Source organism: Herbivorax alkaliphila (assembly GCF_030848475.1).
Classification (GTDB): domain Bacteria; phylum Bacillota; class Clostridia; order Acetivibrionales; family Acetivibrionaceae; genus Herbivorax.
Genome location: NZ_JAVDDS010000014.1, coordinates 1 through 26,229, shown reverse-complemented (window position 1 = coordinate 26,229; position 26,229 = coordinate 1). Strand labels below are relative to the sequence as shown.

The following is a 26,229-nucleotide window of genomic DNA, read 5'->3' as shown; positions in this document are numbered from 1 at the left end:
TAACGGATTAATCCGGCTTTTGCTTAATAAAAATTTCTTTCTTTCAGCAAAGCAACTCATAGATGATTTTCAAAAACCAACTTTACAGATTTTCACCAAACATCCGCTCTCTAAAAAAGATTGATTTTCTACTCTTTCTACTCATCGTCTTTTAGGTATATTAAACTTTACATTTTAAAAAGATTATACAATACTACATCTTTTAATGTCAAGAGAGTATTTTATATATGGGTATATATATTATTTTCATTCACTTAGATATAATATTCTACCCTTTTTTTAATAGTTTATTTTTTGAATTCCTACCACTTCATAATTTGAAAATCTTCTGCCATCCCAGTCAAAGAGCATTGTGCCATTTTTTCCATCAGGCATAGCTGGACTGTTTTCAAAACCAATAAGAGTAGCCTCTTTTTTTAATATTTCAAAACCTATGATACCTAAAATTCCACTATTTTCAGGTTCACCATCATCTTTGTAATCATTAAGATTGGCATAACTGGCTCCAAAATTCAAAAAACCATTTTCTAAATCATTATCTGCCAAGTTTAAAGGCAAATAATTTTCACTTGTAACCATTGTAGCACCAGGAGGCTTTGTACTATCCTCAAAGGACTCCCTAGTATCGTAATTGACAGGCTTTAATATTTCTGGGTCGTATTTTATATTCACCTGAAAACCTGCTACACTTTCTGCCACATCTAATTTAACCTCTGCCTTCATTATGTCTCCAACTTCTCCTTCATTTTTATCAAGCTTTAAATGTATATAATTGTCTGTTGAAGGATCATTTGGAACTGGGACAGTGTCTTCATCTACATCAGCTACTAACTTTTTTTCACTGTCTTTTTCCTCATCTTCACCTGTATCATCTGATTTTGACTCGCTGCCCTGATCTGAAGAACCAGATTCAGAATCAGTAACAACTGAATCACTTACATCTGTTTCTCCTTCTGTATCTGATCCACATGCTGATAAGAGTGAAATCACCAAAAGGACACCAGCTAAAAACAGCGTTAATCTTTTATTGTACAATAACATCAACTCCTAAAAATATACTTAGTTCAAAATTCGAATAATGTAATTTCCCCCAACAATCTCCATGTCGTTTACACTACCCTAGAGTTCCTTTATAACATAATATTCATTAAAATTCAATTACTTTTAGAATATTTTGAGTGCATGTATTAAAAGTGAAGAACAATATCTCTTCCATATTTTCATTCACATAAATAAATTATTAAAAAAATATCATAATATAAAGAAAAAAGCCGCTAAATTGTTTTTTTAAAATATCAACTTGCGGCTTTAAAATCTATAAACATATATTTTAAATAATTAATATCAATTAGTTTATTTCAGCTGAATTTTGTACTGAATAATCTGAAATTCTATTTCCATCCCAATCATATAACAATGTACCAGATACACTTTGTGGCATTGAACTTATTTGTTCAAAAGAAACCTCTGTATTTTCATTACTTAACACTCTAAATGATATTTCTGCCAAAATTCCTGTGCTTTCATTTATACCATTGTCTTTTAAAGAATTTAAATCTGCATATGTTTTACCAAAAGACAACCTTCCATTTGGTAAATCATGAGATGAAACTGATAATGGCATAAATTCTTCATTAGTGATAACCGTTCCACCTTCAGGCATGGTGCGTGTTCCATAAACATCACCCGATGTGTTTACAGGTTCTAAAACTTCAGGATCATATTTTATGCTTACCTGATAACCTGCTAAATTGTCAATATTATTAACAGAAACCAACGCAGTTACTATATCTCCCACTGATGCAGTATTTTTATCAGCTTCTATAGAAATATAGTTTTGGGAAATATCCCCTGTGCCACTGTCGGTATCATCGCCCCCATCATTAACTGTTTCAGGCTGAATTACCGTATAATTTGACAGTCTGTCACCATACCAATTAAAAAGACTTGTGGCAGATCCCGCTGCGGTTTCTTCAAACCTAATATTTGTACTTTCTTCACTAAGAACTTTAAAACCTATCACTCCCAAAGTTCCTGATTCTTCTGGATTACCACTTTGTCTGTAGTCTTCTAAATAACTATATGTACTTGCAAAACTAAGTATTCCATCTGAAAAATTGGTATCAACTACTGATATAGGACTATATTCTGAATTAGCAATAATTTCTCTGTTTCCCATCATCTCTCTTTGTCCTAAAGCATCTCCAGTTTCAGCATTTACCGCTTCTAAAACGGCAGGATCATATTTAATATTAACCTGATAACCTGCTAAATTAGTTATATCATCAACATTAATATCTGCTTTAATTATTTCTCCCACCTGTGCTGATGTTCTATCTAATTCTATTTCGATATATCCATCAGTAACAGGATCAGGTGTTTCTACCGGTGGCTGTGTTGATGATGATAGGGTAATAACATCTGGTTGTATTACTGAATAATCTGAAATTCTGGCTCCTTCCCAGTCAAATAGCAATGTACCTGAAATACCATTTGGCATGGTATCTGCTTCTTCAAAACTAATAATTGCATTCTCTTCTTTTAAAACTTTAAATCCAATTGTTCCAAGTGTTCCAGTACTATTTTCTGGTTCTCCACTCATTCTATAATCATTAATAAAAGTATATACTTTTCCAAAATTCAATATTCCCTCTTCTACATTATTTGCTGCAGTTGAAAAAGCACCATATTCATCATTAGATATAAGCGTACCATCTATAGGTGCTGTTCCATCGCTAAATGCATTTTGGGTATTTGGATTAACTGCCTGTAAAACTTCAGGGTCATATTTTATATTTACCTGATAACCTGATAGATAATCAATGTTATCTATTTTTATATCAGCATTTATTATATCACCAACTGAAGCTGAATTTCTATCTAGTTCCAACGAAATACTTCCATCTGATGGAGCTGGCGGTTGAGTTTCTATTGGTGTTGAATCTTCTCCCTCATCTGAGTCTTCTCCGTTAATTACAACTGGTTGAGAAATAACATAGTCAGTATTTCTTTCACCTTCCCAATTGTATAACATAGTTCCTGTTGTACTATTAGGCATTGTATTCGTATCTTCAAAGCTCACAACAGTAGCTTCCTCTTTTAAAACCTTAAACCCAACTGCAACTAGAGTACCTGTTTCTTCACTATCCCCTGACATTTTGTAATCATCAAGATATATATATGTCTTTGAAAAATTCAGTATTCCTTCTTCAATGTCATTTGATGCAGTTGAAAGAGCACCATATTCGTCATTAACCAACACATCTCCATTATCAGGTATTTCACTTGACGTTAAAGCAACACCTGTATCAGGATTCACTGCTTCTAAAATTTCAGGGTCGTACTTTATATTAGCCTGAAATCCAGCCAAATTTTCAATGTTATGTACATTAATTTCAGCTATTATTATGTCACCAACTTCAGCTGTACTTTTGTCAAAATCAATAGAAAGAGAACTCTCTGCTGTTCCATTAGACATTGCATCAAATGCCTCCACAAGCGACTCTAAGTTAGAATTAGCAACAACAAACACTGTCGTCAACAAAAGAGCGACAACTAAAACCCTACAAATATTTTTTTTCATACAAAATCCTCCTAAAAAATTTTTTAAAATAATATATATATGATCTAAAAAGATCTTAAGGACGTGTAAGAACTTTCTTTAATCTTTTTACTTTACATCTATCTAACACAAATGCTATTTCGTCCCCAAAGAGATATTTTAAAACCTCTCTTTGAACATGCTTATTCTATTAGACACTTTTAACATATCATTTTTGAAACTGTATTTTGCTTTTTTCTACCTCCTTTCATCTTTATTTGACATCTAAAGTGTTTAAACATGCTATATATATTATTAACTATATAAAAATAAACTTTTTAATATCAATCATACAAATAGAAAATAAAACGAATAGACAAACTCCTACAAAAGGTATTAGGTAAATAGATTGGTATGTGTACTATAACGCAGTGTATTTATTCTTTGTAGTCTATTATTAATTAGTTTATACCCTACATAATTTTATTTTCACATTTCTTTGTATCGCTAAAAATTGTAAATTAAACACGTAGCCACTGAAATCAGAAAATAACTTACACAAACATTCTCTTTTTTGATAAAACATGGCTGAAAATAATGTGTACCTTAAATTGATTATACATTAAAAGATATCCCTTCCTAATATTAATTATATATCAATAACGTTTATCTTTCAACAGTATTTTATCCTAGCAGATGATTTATAAAAAGTCAATACAAAAGTATTATATTATATCAAAAAATTAATTTTGTAAGGTTATTTTAGAAATAAACAAAACTAGCTTATGTAAAAATTATTCTCTGGTTTCTTTTTTTGGTGTTTTAATTTATAAAAAAACCAATCACCCGAAGCTCAATACCCCGAGCAATTAGTTTTTTAAATAAATATTTTCAATATTTTGTTCTTAAAATTCAGATTCACCAGAATCTGAATTTTACTCTTCTGCTGGGAATGTGTCTATTATATCTAGTACATATCTTTTTATCAACGCTGCATCAGTAGAGTCAATTACTCCATCTCCATTGACATCTGCTGCTTTTAATACATCAGAATCAGTTATCACTTGCTGATGTAATACGTGTCTACTTAGTAATGCATAATCAGTGGATGAAACTTCTCCATCTCCGTCTAGGTCACCATAAACAAAAGATGGTTCTGGTGTTGGCTCTGGATCTGGTTCTTCTACAGTTGGTGGTTCTATATTGCCTCCTGCTGCTTTTTCATTGGCATAAGCAGCCATAAAAACAAGAGGTGAATTCCAATAAACAGTATGTTCATTTGTTACCCAGTCACCAGCACTTCTTGTATAAGATTTAGCCGCAAACCTTGAAAGTCCGCTTCCTTCGTAGGCATTAGGACCACCTGCCAAATATCCATTTGGTATACCTGACTTTCCATCGTGATTGTATATATTACTGAATATCTGATTTATTGAATCCTGTCCCTGTCCGGAAACAAAACTTAAGCGAAGAGGATTAGCACCTAAAATCCAGTTAAGAGATCCAAATCCAAAATTCGTTATATCTTCATCATATGTTCCTCTAAAAGCAGATGCAATTATTGCATCCATTGGAACATTTAATACCTGCATATTAATTCCCCAGAAATAGTTTCCAGGTATTATAGCATTGTTCCAAGGATTTTCTTCATATCTTTCCAACATCTTGTCAATCCATAAATCCAATTCTGTATTAATCCAATCTTCTGCATCAGAATCTACACCGTAAGAACTTAAATACATAAGATATGCTGTAAGCCACATATCTCCCCATGTATGTGCGTATCCATGCTCATCTTGGAATTTATCAGAAAATTTTTGATAGTTATCTAAAAAATATTCATGGTAAACTGCTTTTCCAGAAGCTCTGTAAAGGGATGCTGCCGCCCAAAGCCTGTTTCCACTGTCATCATCAACGTTATAAGGCCCTGGTGGTGAAATAATGTTATCAGGATTGTCTTCTAAAAACAGCCATGCTCTTTCTGCGGCTTTATAACACTCATCAGCAAACTCTTTGTCTATATCATTATACAATATGTATGCATGAGCAAGTATAGCTGCTGCACATGCCGTATCATCAGTAGTTGGGCCATTTTGATCTCTAATTATTCTCATGGTTATATTTTCATCATCATCAGACTGTACTCTTGGATAAAATCCACCTGTTTCTTCATCCTGCATTTTAAGCATCCACTCAAGTTGCCATCTTGCTTCGTCAAGAATATCAGGCACTTCATTACCGCTTTCAGGAATGTTAAATTGATTATCATTAAACTGAGAAGGGAACATTTCATAAGCCCAGAATAAATCTGAAACTGCTGTAGCACCAGCATTTACATATTTCCCATAATCCCCTGCATCATACCATCCCTTTGTAACATCTATAGCATCTTTATCGTCTGACATAAAAATAGCTTCTGAATCTTGTGGGGTCATATCATCTCTTGGATAATCAGGTGCAAATTCTTCAACAAGTTCAATGCCCTGTCTTTGGTAATAAAAATACCTTGAAGAATCTTTTAACAAAGAATCAAATACATCATCGCCTATTTCAAATTCAAGTGAATGATCTATTCCTTCTGCATCAACACTTATATAATATTTTCCTGAAGTATCGAAATCTGAAAAATCAGCTTTTAGAATTTTTTCTCCTGAATCAATAGCCTCAAATTCTGAAACTAGAGTTAAAGTACCCTCGTACACAACAGAATCATCTGATGCATCTATCACAGAAAACTCTGTTCCTTCATCAGCTGTTAAAACCTCTGGAAAACCTGTAACAAGAGCATATTTTTCTGAATCATTTAAAAATCCAAGTTGATTAACTTTTATTTCCGGATATGATTTCTCATTATCAGGAGATGTAATTTTTACATCATTTAGCCACACCGTCATAGTATTAGTGTGAGCTTGCTCCATAACTAGACAAAGTGAATCCAAAGGAGAGTAACCTAATTCTGGATCCATAATATCTTTTAAAGGTATTTTAACACTCTGCCACTCATCAGTTACATCAAAATAATCCGATGTATCTACATACAAAGTCACTTCAAGGTCTTCTCTTGAATACACTTTATCTCTTGCACCTATTATAAAAGTCTCTCCACCTTCTGCTCCCTTAATGTTAAATTCAAGGTAGCCGTTTTCAACGTATTGTGTGAAATCGTGAGTATTCCAACCTCTAAAAGTTATAAGAGATACCCACCACCATCCAGATACCGGTTCATGCACATTAAGTCTTATTGACGGTAAATCATTATAAGTCTCTTCATAGTCAACTGGTAATGTGCTATCTACTGTCTCAAGCTCTCCATATTCACTTCCAGACCAACCTTCTACATGAGATTCATCTTTAAAAATTTGATAGTCCTGAAGCTGTCTGTACCCTTCTTCTGGCACTTCAGTATCTGCCACAGCTGTTGGAACCAACAAAGTCACAATCATGGCAGCTACTAGAATCAATGATGCTTTTTTTCTGTACATTCTCTTCACTCCTTATAATATTTGTATTAAAACCACACAGAATCATGGCACATTAACTAAACAATATCTACAAAAATCTCCTAAAATTAATTCTAACAATTCAAAACATTTCAACAATTGTTTTTAAGAGTGCCAATATATTCAGTGTAAGGTTTAACAGATTTTATAAATTATTTTTCTTTTTAATATTAACAATATTAATACATTTTTTAAGTGCAATCCAGCATTAAAACAATCTAAGGTGTATATATTAAATACAATACACCCAGCAATTTATATAATTCTTATTATACGTATTCGAAGATTAAATTTTTTTTATGTACTCATAAAAAAAATTAATTTGACAGGTACTGCAACTTGCCCCACAATGATAAAAAAGTCGGCTTCACCGATTTAAAGCCAAGGTAATCCTTTAAAGTACAGCCTTTCGGTAGACTTTTTTGATTCCAGAAAGCAATGCACTTTCTTAGGCATTAAAAAAACTAGGGCGTAAATAAATTACACCCTAGTCTTTGTTTTGTTAAGTATTAATTGTTTTATTCATATATATATCCAAGTACATACGCTAATGGTGAATTCCAGTAAATACAGATTTCATTAGTAGCATAACTACCAGTTATATCTGCATAACGCCTTGCAGGAGGCGTATTATCATCTACCATCTGGGAAACTGGATCTCCCTCTATATCCATTATCTCATTATTAGGTCCTCCCACAAGCATACCTGGAACAGTCTCTCCAAGTATTACAGAAGGTCTGTGATGAGGATTCTGAGCAGATTTTTCACCATATCCTGTAACATAGCTAATATCGCTTGCATTTCTACCTAAGAAATAATGTAGCTGATCTAAAACAGCTTCTTTATATTTAGGGTTTGGCTGTAGTTTGTCTGCAAATATTAACATCATAGTACGGTCAGCTAAATCCTTATTACTGCCCCATACATAATAGTCTAAAGCAACTTTGTAACCGTCTTCTTCCCATACTTCCAATACACCTTGTGCATCATCAATAAAGCGGTCTTTAGCAGCTTGATAAAGATCACTTTCTTCATCAATGTGGTCAGTTGTCAATAAAGCTACTAGTGCATATGATCCCATATCACGCCATCCAAATCCAGCTCTTGGAAGCACGTTGTTTTCCATGTATTCAAGATACTCTTGGTCTTCAGTAACCTTATAAAGCTCTGCTGCTGCCCAGTAACGTTCATCACTAGAATTATTATCATTATATGCCCCACTGTGGAAAAACACTGGATCTGTATATCCATCTATATCAGGATTTTCCTCAAGCCATTCCCATGCTAAAATTGCAGCATCAAGACACTCTTGTGCAAATTCCTGATCAATATCTTTATACAATCTGTAAGCATACGCCATAACTGCAGCAAAATCACCTGTCGCTGGTGCTGAAACTGGTGCAAGATACAACTGATCATCATCATCCTGAGGTAGAACAGTCATAGATGCATGATATTGCCCTGTAACCTTATGGTATACGCCACCGGTTTCTGGATGTTGCATTTTAAGCATCCATTCTAATTCATACTGGGTTTCAGCTAATAATTTATCAGGTCCTCCGAAGTCAATTTCCTGTGTACTCGGAAAATGCTCAGCAGTCATCATCAAGTCAGCAACTGCTTTAGCAGCAGGTGTAATATATCTTCCATAATCTCCAGCATCATACCATCCACCATGTACGTCGATTTCTACATCACCATACAAAGGATCAGTTGGGTCATAATAGATAGCTTTTTCAGTATGAGCCGCTTCACGAGCAAATAGTTCACCAACATATTCTTCTTTTAACTCACCACTTCTTTGATAATAAAATAATTTTAATACTGCTTCAGTTACTTCGTCATATACATTTTCATTTACACCAAATACTGGTGATTTATCATTTCTTACTTGTACATAATAATCTCCATCGTAAGCAAATGAACTGAAATCAGCTGCAAGCGTAATGTCCCCACTGCTAGCATCTACAACTGGATTACCATCACTGTCCTTACTGTAAAGAGAAAGGTTTCCTGTCAATACAAGCTGATCATCCTCTGTATATAGTCTAAATGTACGTTCATCTGAAACTACAAAAGCAACTTTGTCATCATTTGGACGATACCCAACCTGATTTAAACGTATAGGATTTTCTCTTTCTTCTTCCGGTATGGTTCCTTCTGTCATAACAAGATTAAAATCATCAAAATAAATCATTTGATCAACTTCTGTTTCATCCCCATATTCACCTAAGTTAAAACATAAACGTGCCGCAATATCATCTTCATATTCCATAGTAAACTCTTTTTCATAAGTCTGCCACTCATCAGTAAGTGTTAATGAGTCATCAAGATAACCAATATAGTCTCCTCCGTTTTCTTGAATACGAATTTCTGCATCACGTTCTTCATTTGCCTTATACCTAAATGAAAACTCGTACTTATTTCCTTCGTAAAGTCTTATACCATCTTGGTAAAACTGAACTGAATAATCCTCAGTACCCGTATTGGTAACATTTATTACTGCCTCTTCATCTTCTACATCAAAACTTGCTTCTCCATGGGACATATCATGCATACCCCAATTGTTGGTTCCTGATGAAAAGTCTGCATTTCTCACCATATTATCATATGGATTTATTGTTGCTCCTCCAGAACTGTAATCAATGTAAAAAATCTCTACATTGTCAAGATATACAAAATATGTTTCTCCTTCTTCTCCATAACTTCCAAGTTGAAATTCTACCATTCCTCTATACGATTCTTCCACTTCTAAATCATCAAGTACAATTGTCTGAAGTGTTGTTCCCTCAGGTATTGTAAAGGATTTTGAATACATCTCATTCTCGTCTTCATCTTTTTCAGAATCAACAATCTGGAATATTGCTGTTTGTTCTATTTCTGATGCTATTTCGAATGAAATTGTATATTCCTTGTCTTCTTCTAGGTCAAAAGCACGCCAATTTCCGACCATTACATCCCATGGATTTTCAGTCCCACCTTCAATTTCTATTTCTCCATATCCATCAAATGCCGTAAAGTCACATGTATCAGTAGTATTCCACCACGCATTTGTTCTTCCTGAGAAATCCGCATTGTCAATCTCTACATAAGTAATGTTTGGGATTTCTTTTATCTGAACATTATCTATGTAAATGTTATATATTTCTTCTTCCTCTCCAAATGAACCAAATTGGAATGCAAATTTTGCACCAAAATCATCATTTGTTTCAAAATCATCAAAAGTATATGTTACTAGGTCATCTTCTCCAGAAACAGATATAGACTTACCGAATACTTCTGCGTCTTCTTCGTCATCATTTACTATTTGGAATCTTATGTCCTGATCAATATCACTTGCAATATCAAATGAAACTTCGTAATTGACACCACCATCTAATTGGACTATGTGGTGATAACCAATCATAACATCCCATGGATCTTCTGAACCACCTTCAAGTTCAACTGCTCCAACACCATCTTCAACTGCAAGAGTACATTCGTTACTCCACCAGCCAGTTGTTCCATCGGAAAAATCACCATTAGAAACTCTGTTATTAAAACGATCTGGATCAATAACAACCTCTTCAGGCTCATCAGAATCTTCGTAATCACCTGTCCTTTCTACAGTTGGAGAACTTACTTTTATCTCATGAGAATCAATATCTTCACCCTCAAAATACCCCAAACGTATAGAAAAATTTGCAGATAAATCTTCAGTAACCGTAAAAGGAATTTCAACAGTTTTTGAAGTTTCAAGTAATGTAACAGATACTACTTCATCTAATATAACTTCTCTAGTCATATCATCTTTTTCTAACACAACACGTCCACTACGAACTTCATCTAATCCATCACCTTCAAAGGAAAGTGATAATTCATACTCTCCTGCATCCATGTCAAATGAATCGTTATATTTTAACTGAATATCGTCCTCTGAAGTTCCTGTTTGTGCAATAGATACTTCTGCTCCCTCTGAGCTTGACTCTTCTATTTCCACATCAGTATGAGATAGATTATAAAGTGTCCAGTCTCCAACATTTTCTGTGTTTTCAGTTATAAATTCAGGTTCCTCTGAATCTGCTTCCTTTTCAACTGGAAACTCATCTATTATTTCGAGTATGTATCTTCCCAATAATGTTGCATCTGTAGTATCAATTGATCCATCACCATTTAAATCTCCAGCTTTAAACACGTCAGGATCAGTTATCCTATCTTCATATAAAATATGCTTTCTAATTATTGCATAGTCGCTAGATGTAATCTCTAAATCACCATCTAAATCACCATACTTAAATGAAGACAGCTCAACTTCTTCACCACCAACACCTTCTTCATAAGTTTCAGTATTCGCCAGTACTTGTGGAACTAAAATAGCCACAACCATGGAAAACACTAAAAATAATGCTAAACTTTTTTTCACCATTTCTTTTTCACTCCTTATGTATATTTGTATTAATATACGTAAAATCACTGCACACCTAAAACTAAATAATTTAAGCTAAACCCCCTTTACATTTATTGTAAAGTCTTGATAACTTTTTATTACTAAGTATTTAGTCTGGTAATACAAATCATTTTACGTAAAAAACTAAACATATAAATAATTGTACTTAATTTATAATAACATATAAAGTTAAGTATATCCATACTATTAGAATCGCTTTATATACACTCAGTTTAAATATAATTATATTTATTTAACTTTTCTCCTACTAGATATATGCGAATATTTTTTAATTTTTGTGTACCAAAAACAAAATATACATCGAATTGATATCACTTTAATCTTCAAGTGGAGTAGTACTCCACCTGAAGATCCGTTGTTTAGCTAAGGCTAAATGAGTTTATCCTGGCTTATCTATGGAAGTTGTCGTTTGTATTCTTCATTGGACACATTATCCATATGGTCTACAATTCCTTGTTTATCCAATTCATTTGTATAAAATTCTTCATAGTCTTCATATCCTCCCATATCCTGTGGAGTATCGGCAGAACCATATTTTAAAAGATCATTTAATTGATCGATTCCTTCAAACTCATCATCTTCTTTTGAATTAAGATGCTTTCGTCCTAAAGGAGTATCTAATACCTGCTCTTCTACAGGTCTTTGCTTATCTAAAAACTCCATTGTTACTTCTTTATTGTTTTCACAATTAATACATAGTCTTGAATACGGCAGTGCTTCTAATCGCTCATGTGAAATTTTATTGCCGCAAATTTCACACTTCCCATACTTTCCATTATTCATTTTAGATAAGGCATCATGTATTTCTTTTAATAAATTCTCCTCGTGCACTTTAAGACCATTATTTAATTCTAACTGAAACAATTCTGTTGCAATCTCTGCTGGATGGTTATCATAGTTTGATAATTCATTTGGTGAATCCACATCTTGCTCTGCAATTTTATGATTTTTCATATTATTTATTGTTTTTTCAATGTCTTCTTTTTGTTTAAACAATAATTGTTTTAATACATCTATATTGTTATCCATAATTTATTCCTCCTCTGACTGTATTGAAAATACAGTTCAATGAAATATTAATAGTGTACTTTAAACTCTATAAAAATTATATTTTTTTGAAAATTTGGTTCTCCATTAAACTTTCAAAGAGTACTAGAGTACTAATATATTTATACAAACGATAACTTTTTATTTGATGTTTATTATGGAAGAGAAAAAAATACCAACATATATATTGAAACTTTTATTATTTATAATATAATAGTGCTATATTACTTTTTTACAATAGGAGGAACATGTATGGATTACAAAGTTGATATCGGTGTTTTTGGTGGTTCAGGATTTTATTCTTTTTTGTCGAATGTACAAGAAATAGAAGTTGATACTCCTTATGGAAAACCTAGCGATAAAATAGCTATTGCTGATTTTGAAGGCAAGAAAATTGCTTTCTTACCTCGCCATGGAAAAGGCCACCAGTTTCCACCTCATATGATACCATATAGAGCTAATTTGTATGCAATGAAAAAGTTAGAAGCAAAAAAAATACTTGCACCTACAGCTTCAGGAAGTTTACAACCTGAAATCAAACCTGGAGATTTTGTAATATCTAATCAATTTGTAGATAGAACAAAAGGACGTAAGGATACTTTTTTTGACGGTCCTATAACCAAACACATCAGCCCTGCACACCCATATTGTTCTGAACTCAGACAAACTGCAATAAACGCTGGAAAAGATTTAGGTATAACAACTCATGAAAAAGGCACTGTTGTCGTTATACAAGGACCTAGATTCTCAACAATTGCTGAAAGTAGATGGTTTGGAAAAATGGGCTGGGATGTAATAAATATGACTCAATATCCAGAAGCTTATCTTGCAAAAGAACTTGGCATATGTTACGCAAATATAGCCCTTATTACTGATTATGATGCTGGTCTTGAAGGTCGTAATGATATACAGCCTGTCACTGAAGAAGAAGTACTTAAGGTGTTTGATCAAAACAATGAAAAAGTTAAAAAAATGTTGTTTGAAATTATTAGAAAAATTGATTTAGAAAACAAAAATTGTAATTGCCCTGATTTAAAACTTGATGAACTGGGGCTTTAAAAATTATGAAAGGAAGCGGTAAATTCTATGAGACCCATTAAATATTGTAATGGAGTATTAAAACTTCTTGATCAAACTTTACTTCCAACAGAACAAAAGGTTTTAGAGTTAGACAACTATGTTGATATTTCCCAAGCAATAAAAGACATGATAGTAAGAGGTGCACCAGCAATTGGAGTTACCGCTGCTTATGGAATAACAATTGGAGCAAAAGCTTTGGATTTAGATTCTAAAGAAGAATTTTTTAAAGCACTTAGAAATATATGTGATACCATAAAAGCTACACGTCCCACGGCAGTTAACCTTTTTTGGGCTGTTGACAGAGTTTTTAATAAAGCTGTTTCAAATAAGGACAAATCCATAAGTGAAATTCAATCAATAATCGAAAATGAAGCTTTGTCAATGGAGAAGGAAGATGTTTTGTCAAACAAATCCATCGGCAATTATGGAAATCAACTTATAAAAAAAAACAGTACTATTTTGACACACTGTAACGCTGGTGCCCTTGCCACATGTGATTATGGAACAGCCTTAGGTGTCATTAGAGCTGCACATGAATGCAAAAAAAATATAAAGGTCTTTGCAAACGAAACAAGACCATATTTACAAGGTGCTAGATTAACTGCATGGGAACTTATACAAGACGATATACCTGTTACCCTGATTTGTGACAATATGTCAGGTTATTTTATGAAGAAAGGAGAAGTTGATTGCGTAATTGTTGGTGCAGACAGAATTGCTTCAAATGGAGACACTGCAAACAAAATCGGCACTTATGCCCTTTCTGTACTTGCAAAGGAAAACAACATTCCTTTTTACGTTGCCGCACCAATAACCACTTTTGATTTTGATATACAAACAGGGGATGAAATTACAATTGAAGAGAGAAACCCAAAGGAAATAACTCATATTAAAAATACACAAATATCTCCCGCTGGTGTAAATGTAAGAAATCCTGCCTTTGATGTAACCCCTTATAAATACATAACTGCAATTATCACAGATAAGGGAATAATCTCTCCTGTGAGTTCTAAAAATATACTTTCAGTAAAGGCTAAGAAATAGCATCCGATTCTCATCGTTCAAAACCCATTAAGTTATTTGGGTTTTGCCCTTGAGAACAGGATATTATTTTCAACTCATTCCTGGTTTAACCAGTTAGCCTCAGCAATCTTTTTAATGAATTCTACTCCCATACATTATACCTGTAATAAAATATCACTTGCTAAAATCTTTGTACAAAAGGCTAGGTTGAATTCCCTTATTGTTTTGATATTTTCCACTGCTATACTTTTCATAATCTCCCTTAATTGTATGATAGTATATTTGACAAATTTCTACATTAGGATATATCTTTATTGGTTGTACACTAAATATCTCCAATGTCCAAAATCCACTGAATCCTATATCTCCAAATCCCGCTGTTACGTGTATAAATAATCCCAACCTTCCTATTGACGATCTGCCTTCCAGCATAGGCACATATTTGTCTGTCTTAGTATATTCTAACGTTCTACCAAGATACAATTTATTTGGCTCTAAAACCAATCCTTCTTCAGGAATAATAACTCTTTTAGTTTTGTTTGGCTTTTTCATATCTAGAAGTTTTTCTTCATAAATTATTAATTCATTATGCAACCTTAAATTATAACTATTAGGATTAATACGCTCTTTATTAAAGGGTTCAATAATTATTTCTTTTCCAATCTTACTCTCTATTTCTTTACCAGATAAAATCATTAATTTTTCCCCCTGTGTTTTTTAAGTTATTTTCTTTTAATCAACAGAGGTTGTTCCTTTAAATACTTTACAAACTTAAAACTTCAGTCTTTACCATGATATTTTTCTGAGCTAAAACTACTTAGAAGGAACTGTTGATTATATTTAATCTAAAATAAATTATATGACAATTATACTATACTTTCCTTTAAAATTAAATCAATTAGCTCAAGAAAATTCGCTAAGCAGCCCTATGACTCCCTTCGATAAATACTTCCCATTAATCTGCTTTTCTCATTGACCTTTAATTCTCTTAAATTATTTTTTTTAAGTTTTAATTTCATTATTTTACCATGGTATTGAAATTTATCTTGATGTAAATAATTTCTTATGATAGAATACTCCTTTGAAAGGTGGTGTATACATGGCTGATAATAACAATAATTGGCATTCTATGGATGTTAAAGATGTTATGGCTAAACTTAATACCTCAAAAAATGGTTTGTCAAAAGAAGAAGCTCAGATTCGACTTGAACAATATGGTTACAATAAGCTACCTGAACCTAAAAAAACAAACTTGTTCATGCGATTTATTATCCATTTTCACAACGCTCTAATTTATGTACTGCTTGCAGCAGCAGTAATTACAGCTTTAATGGATCATTGGATAGATACCTGGGTTATTTTAGCAGTAGTTATAATAAACGCAATAATTGGCTTTGTACAGGAGGGAAAAGCAGAGAAAGCTCTTGAGAACATTAAACACATGCTTTCATTAAAATCAGCCCTTTATCGTAATGGCAAAAGAGAAGAAATTGATGCTGAAAATATCGTTCCTGGGGATATTGTTATACTTTCCTCTGGAGATAAGATACCAGCAGATTTGCGTATTTTAGAGGCAAGCAATTTAAAGGTGGAAGAATCAACACTTACAGGTGAATCCACTGCAGTTACAAAAAAACCAGATCCTGTAGACAATGATGCTGTCTTAGGTGACAGATTAAGTATGGCATACTCAGGTACAACTGTAAGAAATGGAAGTGCTACAGGTGTTATTGTCGCAACAGGCACTGATACTGAACTGGGCAAAATCAATGAAATGATATCAAAGGCTGAAGATATAACAACTCCTCTGATAAAACAAATGAATACCTTTGCAAAATGGCTGTCTTTTATAATCATTGGTATATCCTTACTGTTCTTTGTTTTTGGATACACTATGAGAGACTATGCTATAGATGAACTGTTTTTAATTACAATAGGTCTTTCTGTTGCAGCTATACCAGAAGGTTTACCAGCAATACTAACAGTTACTCTGGCAATAGGTGTTCAACGCATGGCAAAGCGAAATGCCATCATAAGACGTCTACCATCTGTTGAAACTTTAGGGTCTGTTTCTGTCATTTGTTCCGACAAAACAGGAACCTTAACCAAAAATGAAATGACTGCTAAAACAATTGTTACCTCAGAAAATCAATATGAAGTTCAAGGTTCAGGATATGCACCTGATGGGAAAATAAAAAAAGATAATTCTTCTGTCGATATAGATAAACATCCTGTGCTTTCAAAACTTCTTCAAACAATGTGGCTTTGTAATAATTCAGAAATCAAAAAAAATGGTGAAGGTCAATGGGATGTAGCAGGCTATCCAACTGAAGGAGCATTAGTAACTTTAGGTTATAAAGCTGGATTAAAAAATTTAAAATCCAAAAGGCTTTCAAGTATTCCTTTTGACTCTGAATATAAATACATGGCTACTTTAGATGAATTAGATGGAAAACGTTATATATTTTTAAAAGGTGCTCCAGAACGACTTCTTGACTTATGTCAAAAACAGCTTAACTCTGACAAAGAGACAAAAATCAATCCAGAAATGTGGACAGAAAAAATGAATCAAATAGCCCAAAGAGGTCAACGAATGATAGGTGCTGCATTTTGCAGTGTAGATGATAAAAAGGATACTTTAAGTCATGAGGACATTAAGAAAAACATGGTTTTCTTAGGCGTAGTTGGTATTATTGATCCACCTCGCCCAGAAGCGATTGATGCAATCACTGAATGTAAAGAAGCAGGTATACGTGTAAAAATGATTACAGGAGACCATGCTGTTACAGCTAATGCTATCGGTAAGGAAATGGGCATTTGTGACGGTCAAAAAGCTGTAACAGGAGTAGAACTTGAAAACATGAGTGACGAAAAAATGAAAGAATCTGTTGAAGAACACGATGTTTTTGCACGTACCAGCCCCGAACATAAACTTCGTCTGGTAAAAGCACTTCAAGCTAATAACAAAATATGTGCCATGACTGGTGACGGAGTAAATGATGCTCCAGCACTAAAACAGGCAAATGTTGGGATTGCAATGGGTATCAAAGGCACTGAGGTAACAAAGGATTCTGCTTCTATGGTTCTTGCAGATGACAACTTTGCATCAATTGTAAATGCTGTAGAAGAAGGTCGTACTATATACGACAACTTAAAAAAAGCTATACTTTTCATACTTCCTACAAATGGAGCTGAAGCACTTGTACTTATAATGGGGTTGCTTTTAGGAATAACAATACCTATAACCCCGGTACAAATTTTGTGGATTAATATGGTTACAGCGGTAACTTTGGCACTGGCACTTTCTTTTGAGCCTATGGAAAGCAAAACCATGAAATTACCCCCAAGAAACCCTGATGAATCTATTTTAAACTCCTACTTTTTGTGGCGAATAATATTTGTGTCTTTGCTGATTGGAGGTCTGGTTTTTACAATTTTCATGCATCTAAGAGATGGTGATTACCCTGTAGAGATGATGCAAACAGTACTGGTAAATTCTTTGGTGGCAGGTCAGTTGTTTTATCTTTTTAACTGCCGCAAAATACATGAACCAGCACTTGGAAAAGGCTTTTTTGATAACAAGATTGTATTTATAGTAAGTTTTATTCTTATATTTCTACAATTAGTGTTTACTTATGTTCCTTTTATGAATGGTACCTTTGGAACATATCCTATCAGTTTAAAATATTGGGCTTTTCCTCTTATAACTGGTGTAATTGTGTTTTTAGCAGTTGAGCTGGAAAAATTCATTGTTCTTAAATTATCAAAGTAAAGCTTTTATAAAAGCTTGATATATCAAAAGAGGTCAGGTGCCTAGTACCTGACCTCTTTTGATATATTAAATTTTTTATAAGTTTCTATACTTCAAGAAAAAAGTAGTGAACTCGCTAAGCTAAAACTGGACAAGTTTACTTTAAGCAATTTGCTATAAATGATTTTTCATTTTTTTCTAATTGTTGTATTATTTCTGTAAGATTTTCTTTATTGTAATGATCTATATTTGAAATTTCCAAACCATGTTCGGTATATTCACTTTTATCTATTAATCTAACTACTTTTCCCTTGAATTCTAAATACAAATCATTTTTAATAGAGCTTCGAACCAAAAGGTTTATAAAACTATCTATCTCTATTTTTTCTTTAAAAACAATGTTTGCACCTGTCATGCTTAGATTCTTTATTATGCCATAAATGGACTCGTCTGTATCTCCCACAAAAACTTGAGCTTGGAAGTTTACCATGTATCTTTTAGATTTCCTTTTGTTTTTAAATTTTTTAATATCGTCAATAGTTATTCCAACAAGCCAAGGATATTTAATATCAATATCAATAATTGTACCATATAAAACATACTCAAAATCATCTTGCATTATATTGCAGGACACACAGTCTCCCTTTAATACATTACTTTTTAAAAAAAGATCAGGAAATCTAGTGTAAATTATGTTTTTTTCTACTTTTTGTATAACAGAAAGAACTGGTTCAAATACAGATTTGTGCTTAATACTAACTACAGCTCCCTTTTTTACAATTCTATTTTCATCTTTATTAAGCACATAGTCTACTCTGTTATTTACAGGCAGTAAATCATATTGTAAATTGTTCATATATGGTGACCTCCTAAAATAATATTAGTATATTCCATTAAAAAACTATCCTACCTATAACATAAAACTTTTATTATATTAATTATATCGGCATTTTTATCTTTTTTTTATACACTTTTAAAAAATTTTAAGGTTTAAATAAAAAAAAATTAGTTCTTATTACTAATTTTTTTATTTAAAATATTTTCTTTTGTCTATTTATCAACATATATAGGTAGTTTTTCACCCTATTCTTTTGAAAACTTATTTTTATAAGTTACTAGGTCACATATCCGCATAAATCCACCCTAACACAGTGTAACCATAGATTTAAACCCCCGTTACTGCAACTATTTTTTTCTCCATTAATTAAAGGGAACATTTATATTTATCTTTTCTCTTTTGCCCTTAAAACTAAATTGGATACGCTCTCTCCATAAACCAGAGTTCGTAATTGCTTGATAGTAAAATCCTTCATTTTGCTTGAGGAATCCGTCCTATATACTTTCTAATTCACTTATAACTTTTTTTATTCCACCAAGATTTTTTAATTTTTCCCCAACATTAATTGCATTCTCAATATATTTTTTATTGCTTTTTAATTCATTTACAAAATCTTTTATTTTAATTGCTTTAAAATCTTTGTCCGATATTAATTTGCCAGCTTCAAGTTTCTCTATTGAACGTGCATTATACCTTCGCTCAAAAACATTTCCTGGACAAATAATTTGAGGAGCCCCATATACCACTCCATCCATAATGCTATTTTGTCCACCATGATTTATAAAAGCTATTGCTTCTGGTAATAACTTATCAAATTCAAATTTATCCCTAACTATTATATTTTCTTCACTTATATTTTTTATCTGATTAGAAGCAATATACACATCATATTGAGAATTTAAAAATCCTTTTTTCATTTCGTTAATTTGTTTTCTAGGCGAAATAGCCCCATTCCCCATATAAACTACAATTTTATTTCTTTTTCCAAAATTATAGTGAGCTTTTTCTATATCATAACTATTTAAAGCACCTACAAACTTCACTTCCCTATCTTCAATTGGTTCTAATTCGTAAGAACTAGGTACTATTTTCAAATTAGCCCATCGAAATATTTCCAAAGTAGATCTGACATTCGGTAAATTGTTATCTTGCAAAAAACGATTAACACCTTTACTGTATTCAGGATTGTTAGCATATTCTTCTTGTACTGGGTAACTAAAACTTGTAGCCACTTTTTTGTTTTCAAGTTTTGCAGCTACAATAGCAGCAATTCTAAATTCTGCATAAACAACATCAGGGTTAAAGTCTCTTATGGCTTCTCGAATGCATCTTACATCTTTGCGAAAATAATCTTCGCAAATAATACCAAAGATATGCATAACTTCCTCATAACTACTTACATTTTTCTTTTTCTGAATTCCCAGCTTCTGAGCCGACCGAATTAAACTTTTTCCTAAAATTTTCGGCAATCCAAATACTGATGGTACTGGAACAAAATAATTTTTTACACTTTTTATTGGAGAATAATTTATATCTTCAGCAGCACAAAAAGCTACCTCATGACCTCTTTCTAATGATTCAGCAGCAATTTTTTTAGCTCTAGAAAAAGGCCCTCTTGCTTCAACAGGCACAGCCATAGGAGCTATTAATATCTTCATTTTCCTTAACCCCCTTTTTTAGTTCCTCTTTAATTTACTTACTATAGCTTCTCCAAGAAGGTTTTGTAATACTAATACATCCTTCACATTTCATAGGTTCTTTATATTCACATTCATTACAAAGAATACCACATCTTGACTCAATCATTTTTTATCCTCCTCTATAATTTCTCTACTATTAACTGTAAAACTTTGTTGTTAATTTAAACACCTTATCTTCAAATCCACTAAACGTCTAATTTATGTTAGTAATCAAAATGGCATATCATCATCTTCTTCGTTAACACTGTCTTCATTAATATCAAATTCTACTTCATCTTCATAGAAGTTCGCATCCATTTCCTCCCATGTAATGCCATAAGGTGCTCCACCTGAGGTATATCCTGCAATATAATAAAATCTATCATCTGAATTCATAATGGAAAAAGAATTATTTGCTTGATCCCTTTCTTGTTTACGGCGTTGCTTAGCCTTTCGTTTATCTTCAAGACTTTTCTTAAGTCGTTTAATATATTCAGGATCAATTTTATACCCTAGTATTTCTAATTCTTTTACTGCACATAACTTATCGACTGCAAAATGCTTACTATAACCATTTACAATATTTTTCCCTTCATATTTGGGTATCCAACACCTAGCTGCTTACAGCCTTGCTTTTCTTGGTATTCTTTTATGCCTTGGAATATTCGTTTTTCTTTTTTTCTTCATCTATTTTTTCTCCATATATATTAATTAACTCTATTATTATAAACAGATTATATATCAAATTGGCATTACTGCCATTTTACATACTTGGGGACAAAATTTATCAATAAGGCACCAACCTTTTGTCTAAGAGTTATTCATAAATACTAATGCTATTATCACTTAGCGTTACATTTTTTGTTGCTTCATTGGTAAAAGTCCGTTTTTCTCCTCCATCTGATCTATATAAAACATCTTGTGACAGTGTTATATTAGCCTTATCCTCTGATATTTCATACACCTTAACACTAACCGAATATTTACACACATGCCACCAATTAGTATTGAATTTTCCAAAACTAATTTTGACATTTTCATTAAACTTGTTAAAATATTCTTTGGGTATAACAAATTCAAATATATTTTCACCATATATACCTTCTTTAAATCTAACACTATTATCATTATTAAAATGCTTTTTTTCTACAATATTACCAGTATCATAAATATAATTTACCGTTATATCCTGCATATTTTGTTGCTTTTCATCTATTTCAAGGTCAACTGTAATATAGTTATGATATTTTGCGAATCTGTCACCTATTTCTGTAAAGAAAAACGTATATACTACAATTATAATAACCAATAAAAAAATTGTAATTGCACAAAAAGTAATAATAGGTTTTTTAGCTATATAACTGTTTTTATAAATCATAATAAACCCCCAACGTAGTATTTAAACATCCGCACAAGGATGTTCAGGCTTTTTAGTGTATTTTGCCTAATGTTTTGTGGTTCCGCTGTTTCAGCTACTTAGGGCGACTGCCCTTTGCGGCTGGAATTTCCGGAACTATATTGTTAGGCATAGTCCGTCAGCACTGCACTAGTATTAGCACTACAATAGTCTCCTTTCATTAAATCATGTATTAATCACCAAGGAAGTCTAGATCATTATAATTTCTATAACAAATTAACCCAGTCTCGCCTACTATATAAAATCCGAATAATCGTCACTGTTGTATATTCCTCACTTATATAATAAAACACAATATAATTTTCAACTATAAGCTTACGTATACCCTGCGTAGCCAATCTTTTATCACTAACCAAGCTATATCTATGTGGCTTTTCTTCTAAATCAAAAATCACTTTACTAATTCTTTCAATAACCTTCTTGGCAATATCCGATTCCTTAAGTTCCTTTGAAATGTAATACCCATTTTCAAACAAATCACGTTCGGCTGGTTCTGTAATTTCAATATTATAACTACTCATTGCCCAAGTCCTTCTTCAGATCGTGTAATGCTTCTCGAAAAGACCTTACCTTGCCTTTCTTCATCGCATCTATCCCCTCATCAAGTAGCTTATATAACTCGAATTTCCCGACTAGACGCTCATAAGTTTCAATGCTCATTACTGCTAAATCACCTTGTCCATTTTTAGTAATGTAAACTGGCTCACCAAACTGATGGCAGAATTATGAAATCTCGTTATAATTATTCCTTAAATCTGAACTTGGTCGAATTGATGGCATAAAACACACCTCCATTTTTGATATTATATCAAAATTTTGATATAATATCAAATAGCTTTCAAAAATATGTTTTAAATCTTCATTGAACCTAATATGACTAGAAGTCGTGTAATTCTTGCTTCATCTGCCTCGTTACCTACTGAATCCACAAGCCTCACATTCGGGTCGTTCCAACCCTAGTTTATTTTAAGCCGTTAAGCTTAATTGTTTTAATCCTTCTGCTAGTATATTCTTACTAGCATTACCATCTCTATTATGTTTGGTGTTACAGCTTGGACACTCCCATTCTCTTATTGTTAGATTTTTTACTTCTGGATTCTTATACCCACAATGATTACATATGGTAAAGATTGGACAGGTATGTCCAATTTAAGGCTTAGAACTTTAGAAGCTTATGCTGAAAGAGTTGCATTGTGCTGTATTGTTATAATGTTGAAAAAAATTATGGGGTTAGTTTACAAGCAACTATTGAACATAAGAATCCTTCTTTATCAAAAAAGCAACCTCTAAACTCAAAGATTCTGCTTGAGAGTATATACATTGAAAGGAGTGAAGTGAAATTTTTGCCAAAAACTGATTTGCAAAATTTAATCTCTACATTAGCACCATATTTTAGAATGAAATTTCTGAACTGTAGAGGTCTAGTAGTAGTTATTTGATTTTAGAATTGGATTATTTATACTCAATACCCTTGGACAAAAATACTAATAATGTTTTGCCCCTAAGTGCTAATTTGTAATTACTAGAACAAAGAACTTAGTTCTTAAATTAATTTAACTTTTATAATAAGTATCTTGCTAAACCATTTAAATGGACATACGCAGGTAAATTATTACACATATGAATGCTACGGGTAGGTTGTGTATTTAAGGAGCTATGCACTAGAAGGATATCAGTTTAATCAACAACCTTCTATTAACAAGAGATTTATATATAACTTGGCAACCTGTGAATTTGTCCGCAAGAAAGAAAATTTGGCCTTCATAGGACCTCTAGGCACGGGTAAAACTCATTTAGGAGTAGCGCTAGGAGTTAAAGCTATAGCTCAAAGATACAATGTATTATTCACAACAACAAACCATATGTTAGAAGATTTATATTTGTCGAGGGCAGACAATTCATTTAACCAGCGGTTTATAATGAGATGGGTTCCGTATGATAGCCTGTAAGGCAGGCCAGTCAATCATACCCCTTAGCCATTCTACAAAGAAATATTTGGGGGGGGTATGGTGGGCTGAACTCACTGGCAGGTAATCATATGGGGGAGTCTCGTTGTAAACTGGATTCTTGAAAAAGTTTTTTCTCTGTTGGATAGCGTTTTTTTGTTCTTTTTTTAGTGGGGAAAAATCTTTCCCCTTTTCGGGGAATTTTTATTGACAACAACATTTATGAATAGTACAATCTTTTTACCTCATATAATAGTCTGAAATTGAACTAATTTAGGGGTGAGTGATTAATGAAAGTTGGTATATTGACCATGTTTAATGGTCTAGATAATACATATTCTCTTGTAAATGTTGTAGCAGAGCACTTAAAAATGCTACTAGATGCAGGTATTAAAACCAAAATTCTTGTATCAGAGGATTGCCCCGATGATGAAAAAAGTGGTATATTTGCCCATCAAGGACTAGAGTGGGCTAAAATAACTAACAGATTAAAAGGCAATTACATTCATTGGCAGGATTATTCAAGTGGTGATGGCAAAATTCATGAAACCTTCTTTGAAGAAGCTGAAGCTATAGCTAATAATCTAGAGGTCAATTTATGTGACGTAGATATATGCATAATGCATGATATACACTATCAGGGGTGGCACCTAGTTCATAACGTTGCCATAAGAAAGGTTCAGGAAAAACTAACCAGAATAAAATTTATAGCAGTAACCCACTCAGCCCCTGTAAATAGACCAGTCAATCCAAAGTGGCCTTTTTCAGCCCGGTATACACCCATGCCAAACACCATATATGTATATCCTACATACTCAGGAATATCAGCCCTTTCCAAGCAGTATAATGTTCCTGAAGGCAAGTGCAGAGTAGTTTATAATAGTCTTGATATACTTTCCCATATGAGCCATCATATAAGATCTCTTAATGATAAATTTGACCTTCTTAGTTCAGATATATTTATTGTATATCCCGGTAGACTTACCACAGGAAAAAAGTTTGATAAAGTGGCGGCATTAGCTGGCGCAATTAAGAAAAAAACTGAGCTCAATGTTAAGGTGGTATTTTGTGATTTTCCTTCTATGGACATTAATCCCACTATATATAAAGCTACAATTAAAAAGATAGGATGTATTTACGGGCTTGATAAATGTCATATGTTTTTTACAAGTGATATAGGCTATTCTGAAGGGTTTCCAAGATCTGGTGTTCTTGAGCTTTTTACACTTTCCAATTTGTTTATTTGTCCATCTTATTCAGAATCCTTTGGCCTTACCGTGCTAGAAGCCTCCAGCAGAGGTAATTTTTTGGTTTTGAATGAAGCAGTTCCAGCTCTTGAGGAGCTTGGAAAAAAGCTAAAGGCATACTTTATGAGGTGGGATGCTCGTAACTTTGGGTTTGATACAAAGGAAACCTATAGCCCATCCGAACAAGCCTACCTAGAGGAACATGCTTCCATAATAGTAAACCTTATGCGTGATAATCCTGTACTTTATGCCAAAATACTTGCAAGGCAAAATTTCAGTCCAAAATGGGTATGGCATAATCAATTGGAACCTCTACTTGAAAAGTGATGTTTTTAAGGAAGTGGATTTGTATTACTAATAATAATGCCTTGGAAAAAAACTAGACTTTCTTTATAAATAGAAAGCCTAGTTAGACAATTTAGATTACATTGATTTATGGTAGTTCAGGGGCAATAAACTCTTCTGATTCGTCTGGATTTAAGATAGGGATGCTTCCTATAAAACCCAAGACACTATCAGTTACTGTAATATCAGTAATTGGAACATTTCCAGTATTGGTAACAATATATTTAAAATAAGCTGTCATTCCCGTTGGTAGTGTAGACCCTGGGGATGTTGGAGCTGCTATAAAAGTTTCCCCACCGTCAACAGAAACCAGTTTATCTATTGTAATAGATGGCTGTGCCACTATTACACCAACATAATTGGCTGG

18 protein-coding genes, 1 pseudogene and 1 other annotated feature (1 of these 20 only partly in view) are annotated in these 26,229 nt (G+C 32.9%); of the genes and pseudogenes, 5 read left to right on the top strand and 14 right to left on the bottom strand.

The genetic code is table 11. The features are described from left to right. Positions 1-154, bottom strand: a binding site (T-box leader) (it extends 151 nt beyond the left edge of the window). Positions 155-279: 125 nt separating this feature from the next. From RBH29_RS06915 to RBH29_RS06895, 5 genes are all read right to left on the bottom strand, one after another. Continuing rightward, positions 280-1,035: a cohesin domain-containing protein gene (locus tag RBH29_RS06915; RefSeq protein ID WP_306696037.1), complete on the bottom strand. Its 756-nt coding sequence runs from the start codon at positions 1,033-1,035 to the stop codon at positions 280-282. Positions 1,036-1,348: 313 nt separating this feature from the next. Then, positions 1,349-3,583 (bottom strand): cohesin domain-containing protein, encoded by a 2,235-nt coding sequence (locus tag RBH29_RS06910; RefSeq protein WP_306696036.1) that lies wholly within the window; start codon positions 3,581-3,583, stop codon positions 1,349-1,351. Positions 3,584-4,476: 893 nt separating this feature from the next. Then, positions 4,477-7,023, bottom strand: coding sequence for a glycoside hydrolase family 9 protein (locus tag RBH29_RS06905; protein ID WP_306696035.1), 2,547 nt, complete (start codon positions 7,021-7,023; stop codon positions 4,477-4,479). 536 nt (positions 7,024-7,559) lie between these two features. Further along, positions 7,560-11,447, bottom strand: coding sequence for a glycoside hydrolase family 9 protein (locus RBH29_RS06900; protein WP_306696034.1), 3,888 nt, complete (start codon positions 11,445-11,447; stop codon positions 7,560-7,562). Between the two features lie 435 nt (positions 11,448-11,882). Further along, a complete protein-coding gene (locus RBH29_RS06895; protein ID WP_306696033.1) occupies positions 11,883-12,518 on the bottom strand; it encodes a TraR/DksA C4-type zinc finger protein in 636 nt (211 codons plus the stop codon). Between the two features lie 270 nt (positions 12,519-12,788). On the opposite strand from RBH29_RS06895, the gene RBH29_RS06890 reads away from it, so the two are divergent. Together RBH29_RS06890 and mtnA are read left to right on the top strand one after the other, a co-directional pair. Next, positions 12,789-13,595 carry an S-methyl-5'-thioadenosine phosphorylase gene (locus tag RBH29_RS06890; RefSeq protein WP_306696032.1) on the top strand — a complete coding sequence of 269 codons (807 nt, stop codon included), beginning with the start codon at positions 12,789-12,791 and terminating at the stop codon, positions 13,593-13,595. Between the two features lie 27 nt (positions 13,596-13,622). Then, positions 13,623-14,660 carry an S-methyl-5-thioribose-1-phosphate isomerase gene (mtnA, locus tag RBH29_RS06885; RefSeq protein ID WP_306696031.1) on the top strand — a complete coding sequence of 346 codons (1,038 nt, stop codon included), beginning with the start codon at positions 13,623-13,625 and terminating at the stop codon, positions 14,658-14,660. Positions 14,661-14,813: 153 nt separating this feature from the next. Here mtnA and dcd read toward each other — a convergent pair whose 3' ends face one another. Continuing rightward, positions 14,814-15,335: a dCTP deaminase gene (gene dcd, locus RBH29_RS06880; RefSeq protein ID WP_306696030.1), complete on the bottom strand. Its 522-nt coding sequence runs from the start codon at positions 15,333-15,335 to the stop codon at positions 14,814-14,816. A gap of 403 nt (positions 15,336-15,738) precedes the next feature. Here dcd and RBH29_RS06875 point away from each other — a divergent pair, with 403 nt between their 5' ends. Beyond that, the gene (locus RBH29_RS06875; protein ID WP_306696029.1) at positions 15,739-18,411 is read left to right on the top strand and encodes a cation-transporting P-type ATPase; all 2,673 of its coding nucleotides are present in this window, start codon (positions 15,739-15,741) and stop codon (positions 18,409-18,411) included. A gap of 136 nt (positions 18,412-18,547) precedes the next feature. On the opposite strand, the gene RBH29_RS06870 is transcribed toward RBH29_RS06875, so the two are convergent. The 7 genes and pseudogenes from RBH29_RS06870 to RBH29_RS06835 form a co-directional block, all read right to left on the bottom strand. Beyond that, positions 18,548-19,246 (bottom strand): PilZ domain-containing protein, encoded by a 699-nt coding sequence (locus tag RBH29_RS06870; protein WP_306696028.1) that lies wholly within the window; start codon positions 19,244-19,246, stop codon positions 18,548-18,550. 476 nt (positions 19,247-19,722) lie between these two features. Further along, positions 19,723-20,886 (bottom strand): glycosyltransferase, encoded by a 1,164-nt coding sequence (locus RBH29_RS06865; RefSeq protein WP_306696027.1) that lies wholly within the window; start codon positions 20,884-20,886, stop codon positions 19,723-19,725. Between the two features lie 252 nt (positions 20,887-21,138). Beyond that, positions 21,139-21,303: a hypothetical protein gene (locus RBH29_RS06855; RefSeq protein ID WP_306696026.1), complete on the bottom strand. Its 165-nt coding sequence runs from the start codon at positions 21,301-21,303 to the stop codon at positions 21,139-21,141. A gap of 421 nt (positions 21,304-21,724) precedes the next feature. Continuing rightward, positions 21,725-22,285, bottom strand: coding sequence for a hypothetical protein (locus RBH29_RS06850; protein WP_306696025.1), 561 nt, complete (start codon positions 22,283-22,285; stop codon positions 21,725-21,727). Positions 22,286-22,530: 245 nt separating this feature from the next. Next, positions 22,531-22,845, bottom strand: a complete 315-nt coding sequence (locus tag RBH29_RS06845) for a type II toxin-antitoxin system RelE/ParE family toxin (protein ID WP_306696024.1) — start codon at positions 22,843-22,845, stop codon at positions 22,531-22,533. Continuing rightward, positions 22,838-23,104 (bottom strand): annotated as a pseudogene (locus RBH29_RS06840) (type II toxin-antitoxin system Phd/YefM family antitoxin). The gene RBH29_RS06845 and the pseudogene RBH29_RS06840 overlap by 8 nt, the downstream one beginning before the upstream one ends. Before the next feature lie 186 nt (positions 23,105-23,290). Further along, positions 23,291-23,446, bottom strand: a complete 156-nt coding sequence (locus RBH29_RS06835; RefSeq protein ID WP_373463301.1) for a zinc ribbon domain-containing protein — start codon at positions 23,444-23,446, stop codon at positions 23,291-23,293. A gap of 518 nt (positions 23,447-23,964) precedes the next feature. Here RBH29_RS06835 and RBH29_RS06830 point away from each other — a divergent pair. Then, a complete protein-coding gene (locus RBH29_RS06830) occupies positions 23,965-24,273 on the top strand; it encodes an ATP-binding protein (RefSeq protein ID WP_306696023.1) in 309 nt (102 codons plus the stop codon). Between the two features lie 287 nt (positions 24,274-24,560). Continuing rightward, the gene (locus RBH29_RS06825; protein ID WP_306696022.1) at positions 24,561-25,844 is read left to right on the top strand and encodes a glycosyltransferase; all 1,284 of its coding nucleotides are present in this window, start codon (positions 24,561-24,563) and stop codon (positions 25,842-25,844) included. A 106-nt stretch (positions 25,845-25,950) separates the two neighbouring features. Here RBH29_RS06825 and RBH29_RS06820 read toward each other — a convergent pair. Then, on the bottom strand, positions 25,951-26,229 hold a 279-nt coding region (locus RBH29_RS06820), incomplete at its 5' end, for a DUF7507 domain-containing protein (RefSeq protein WP_306696021.1).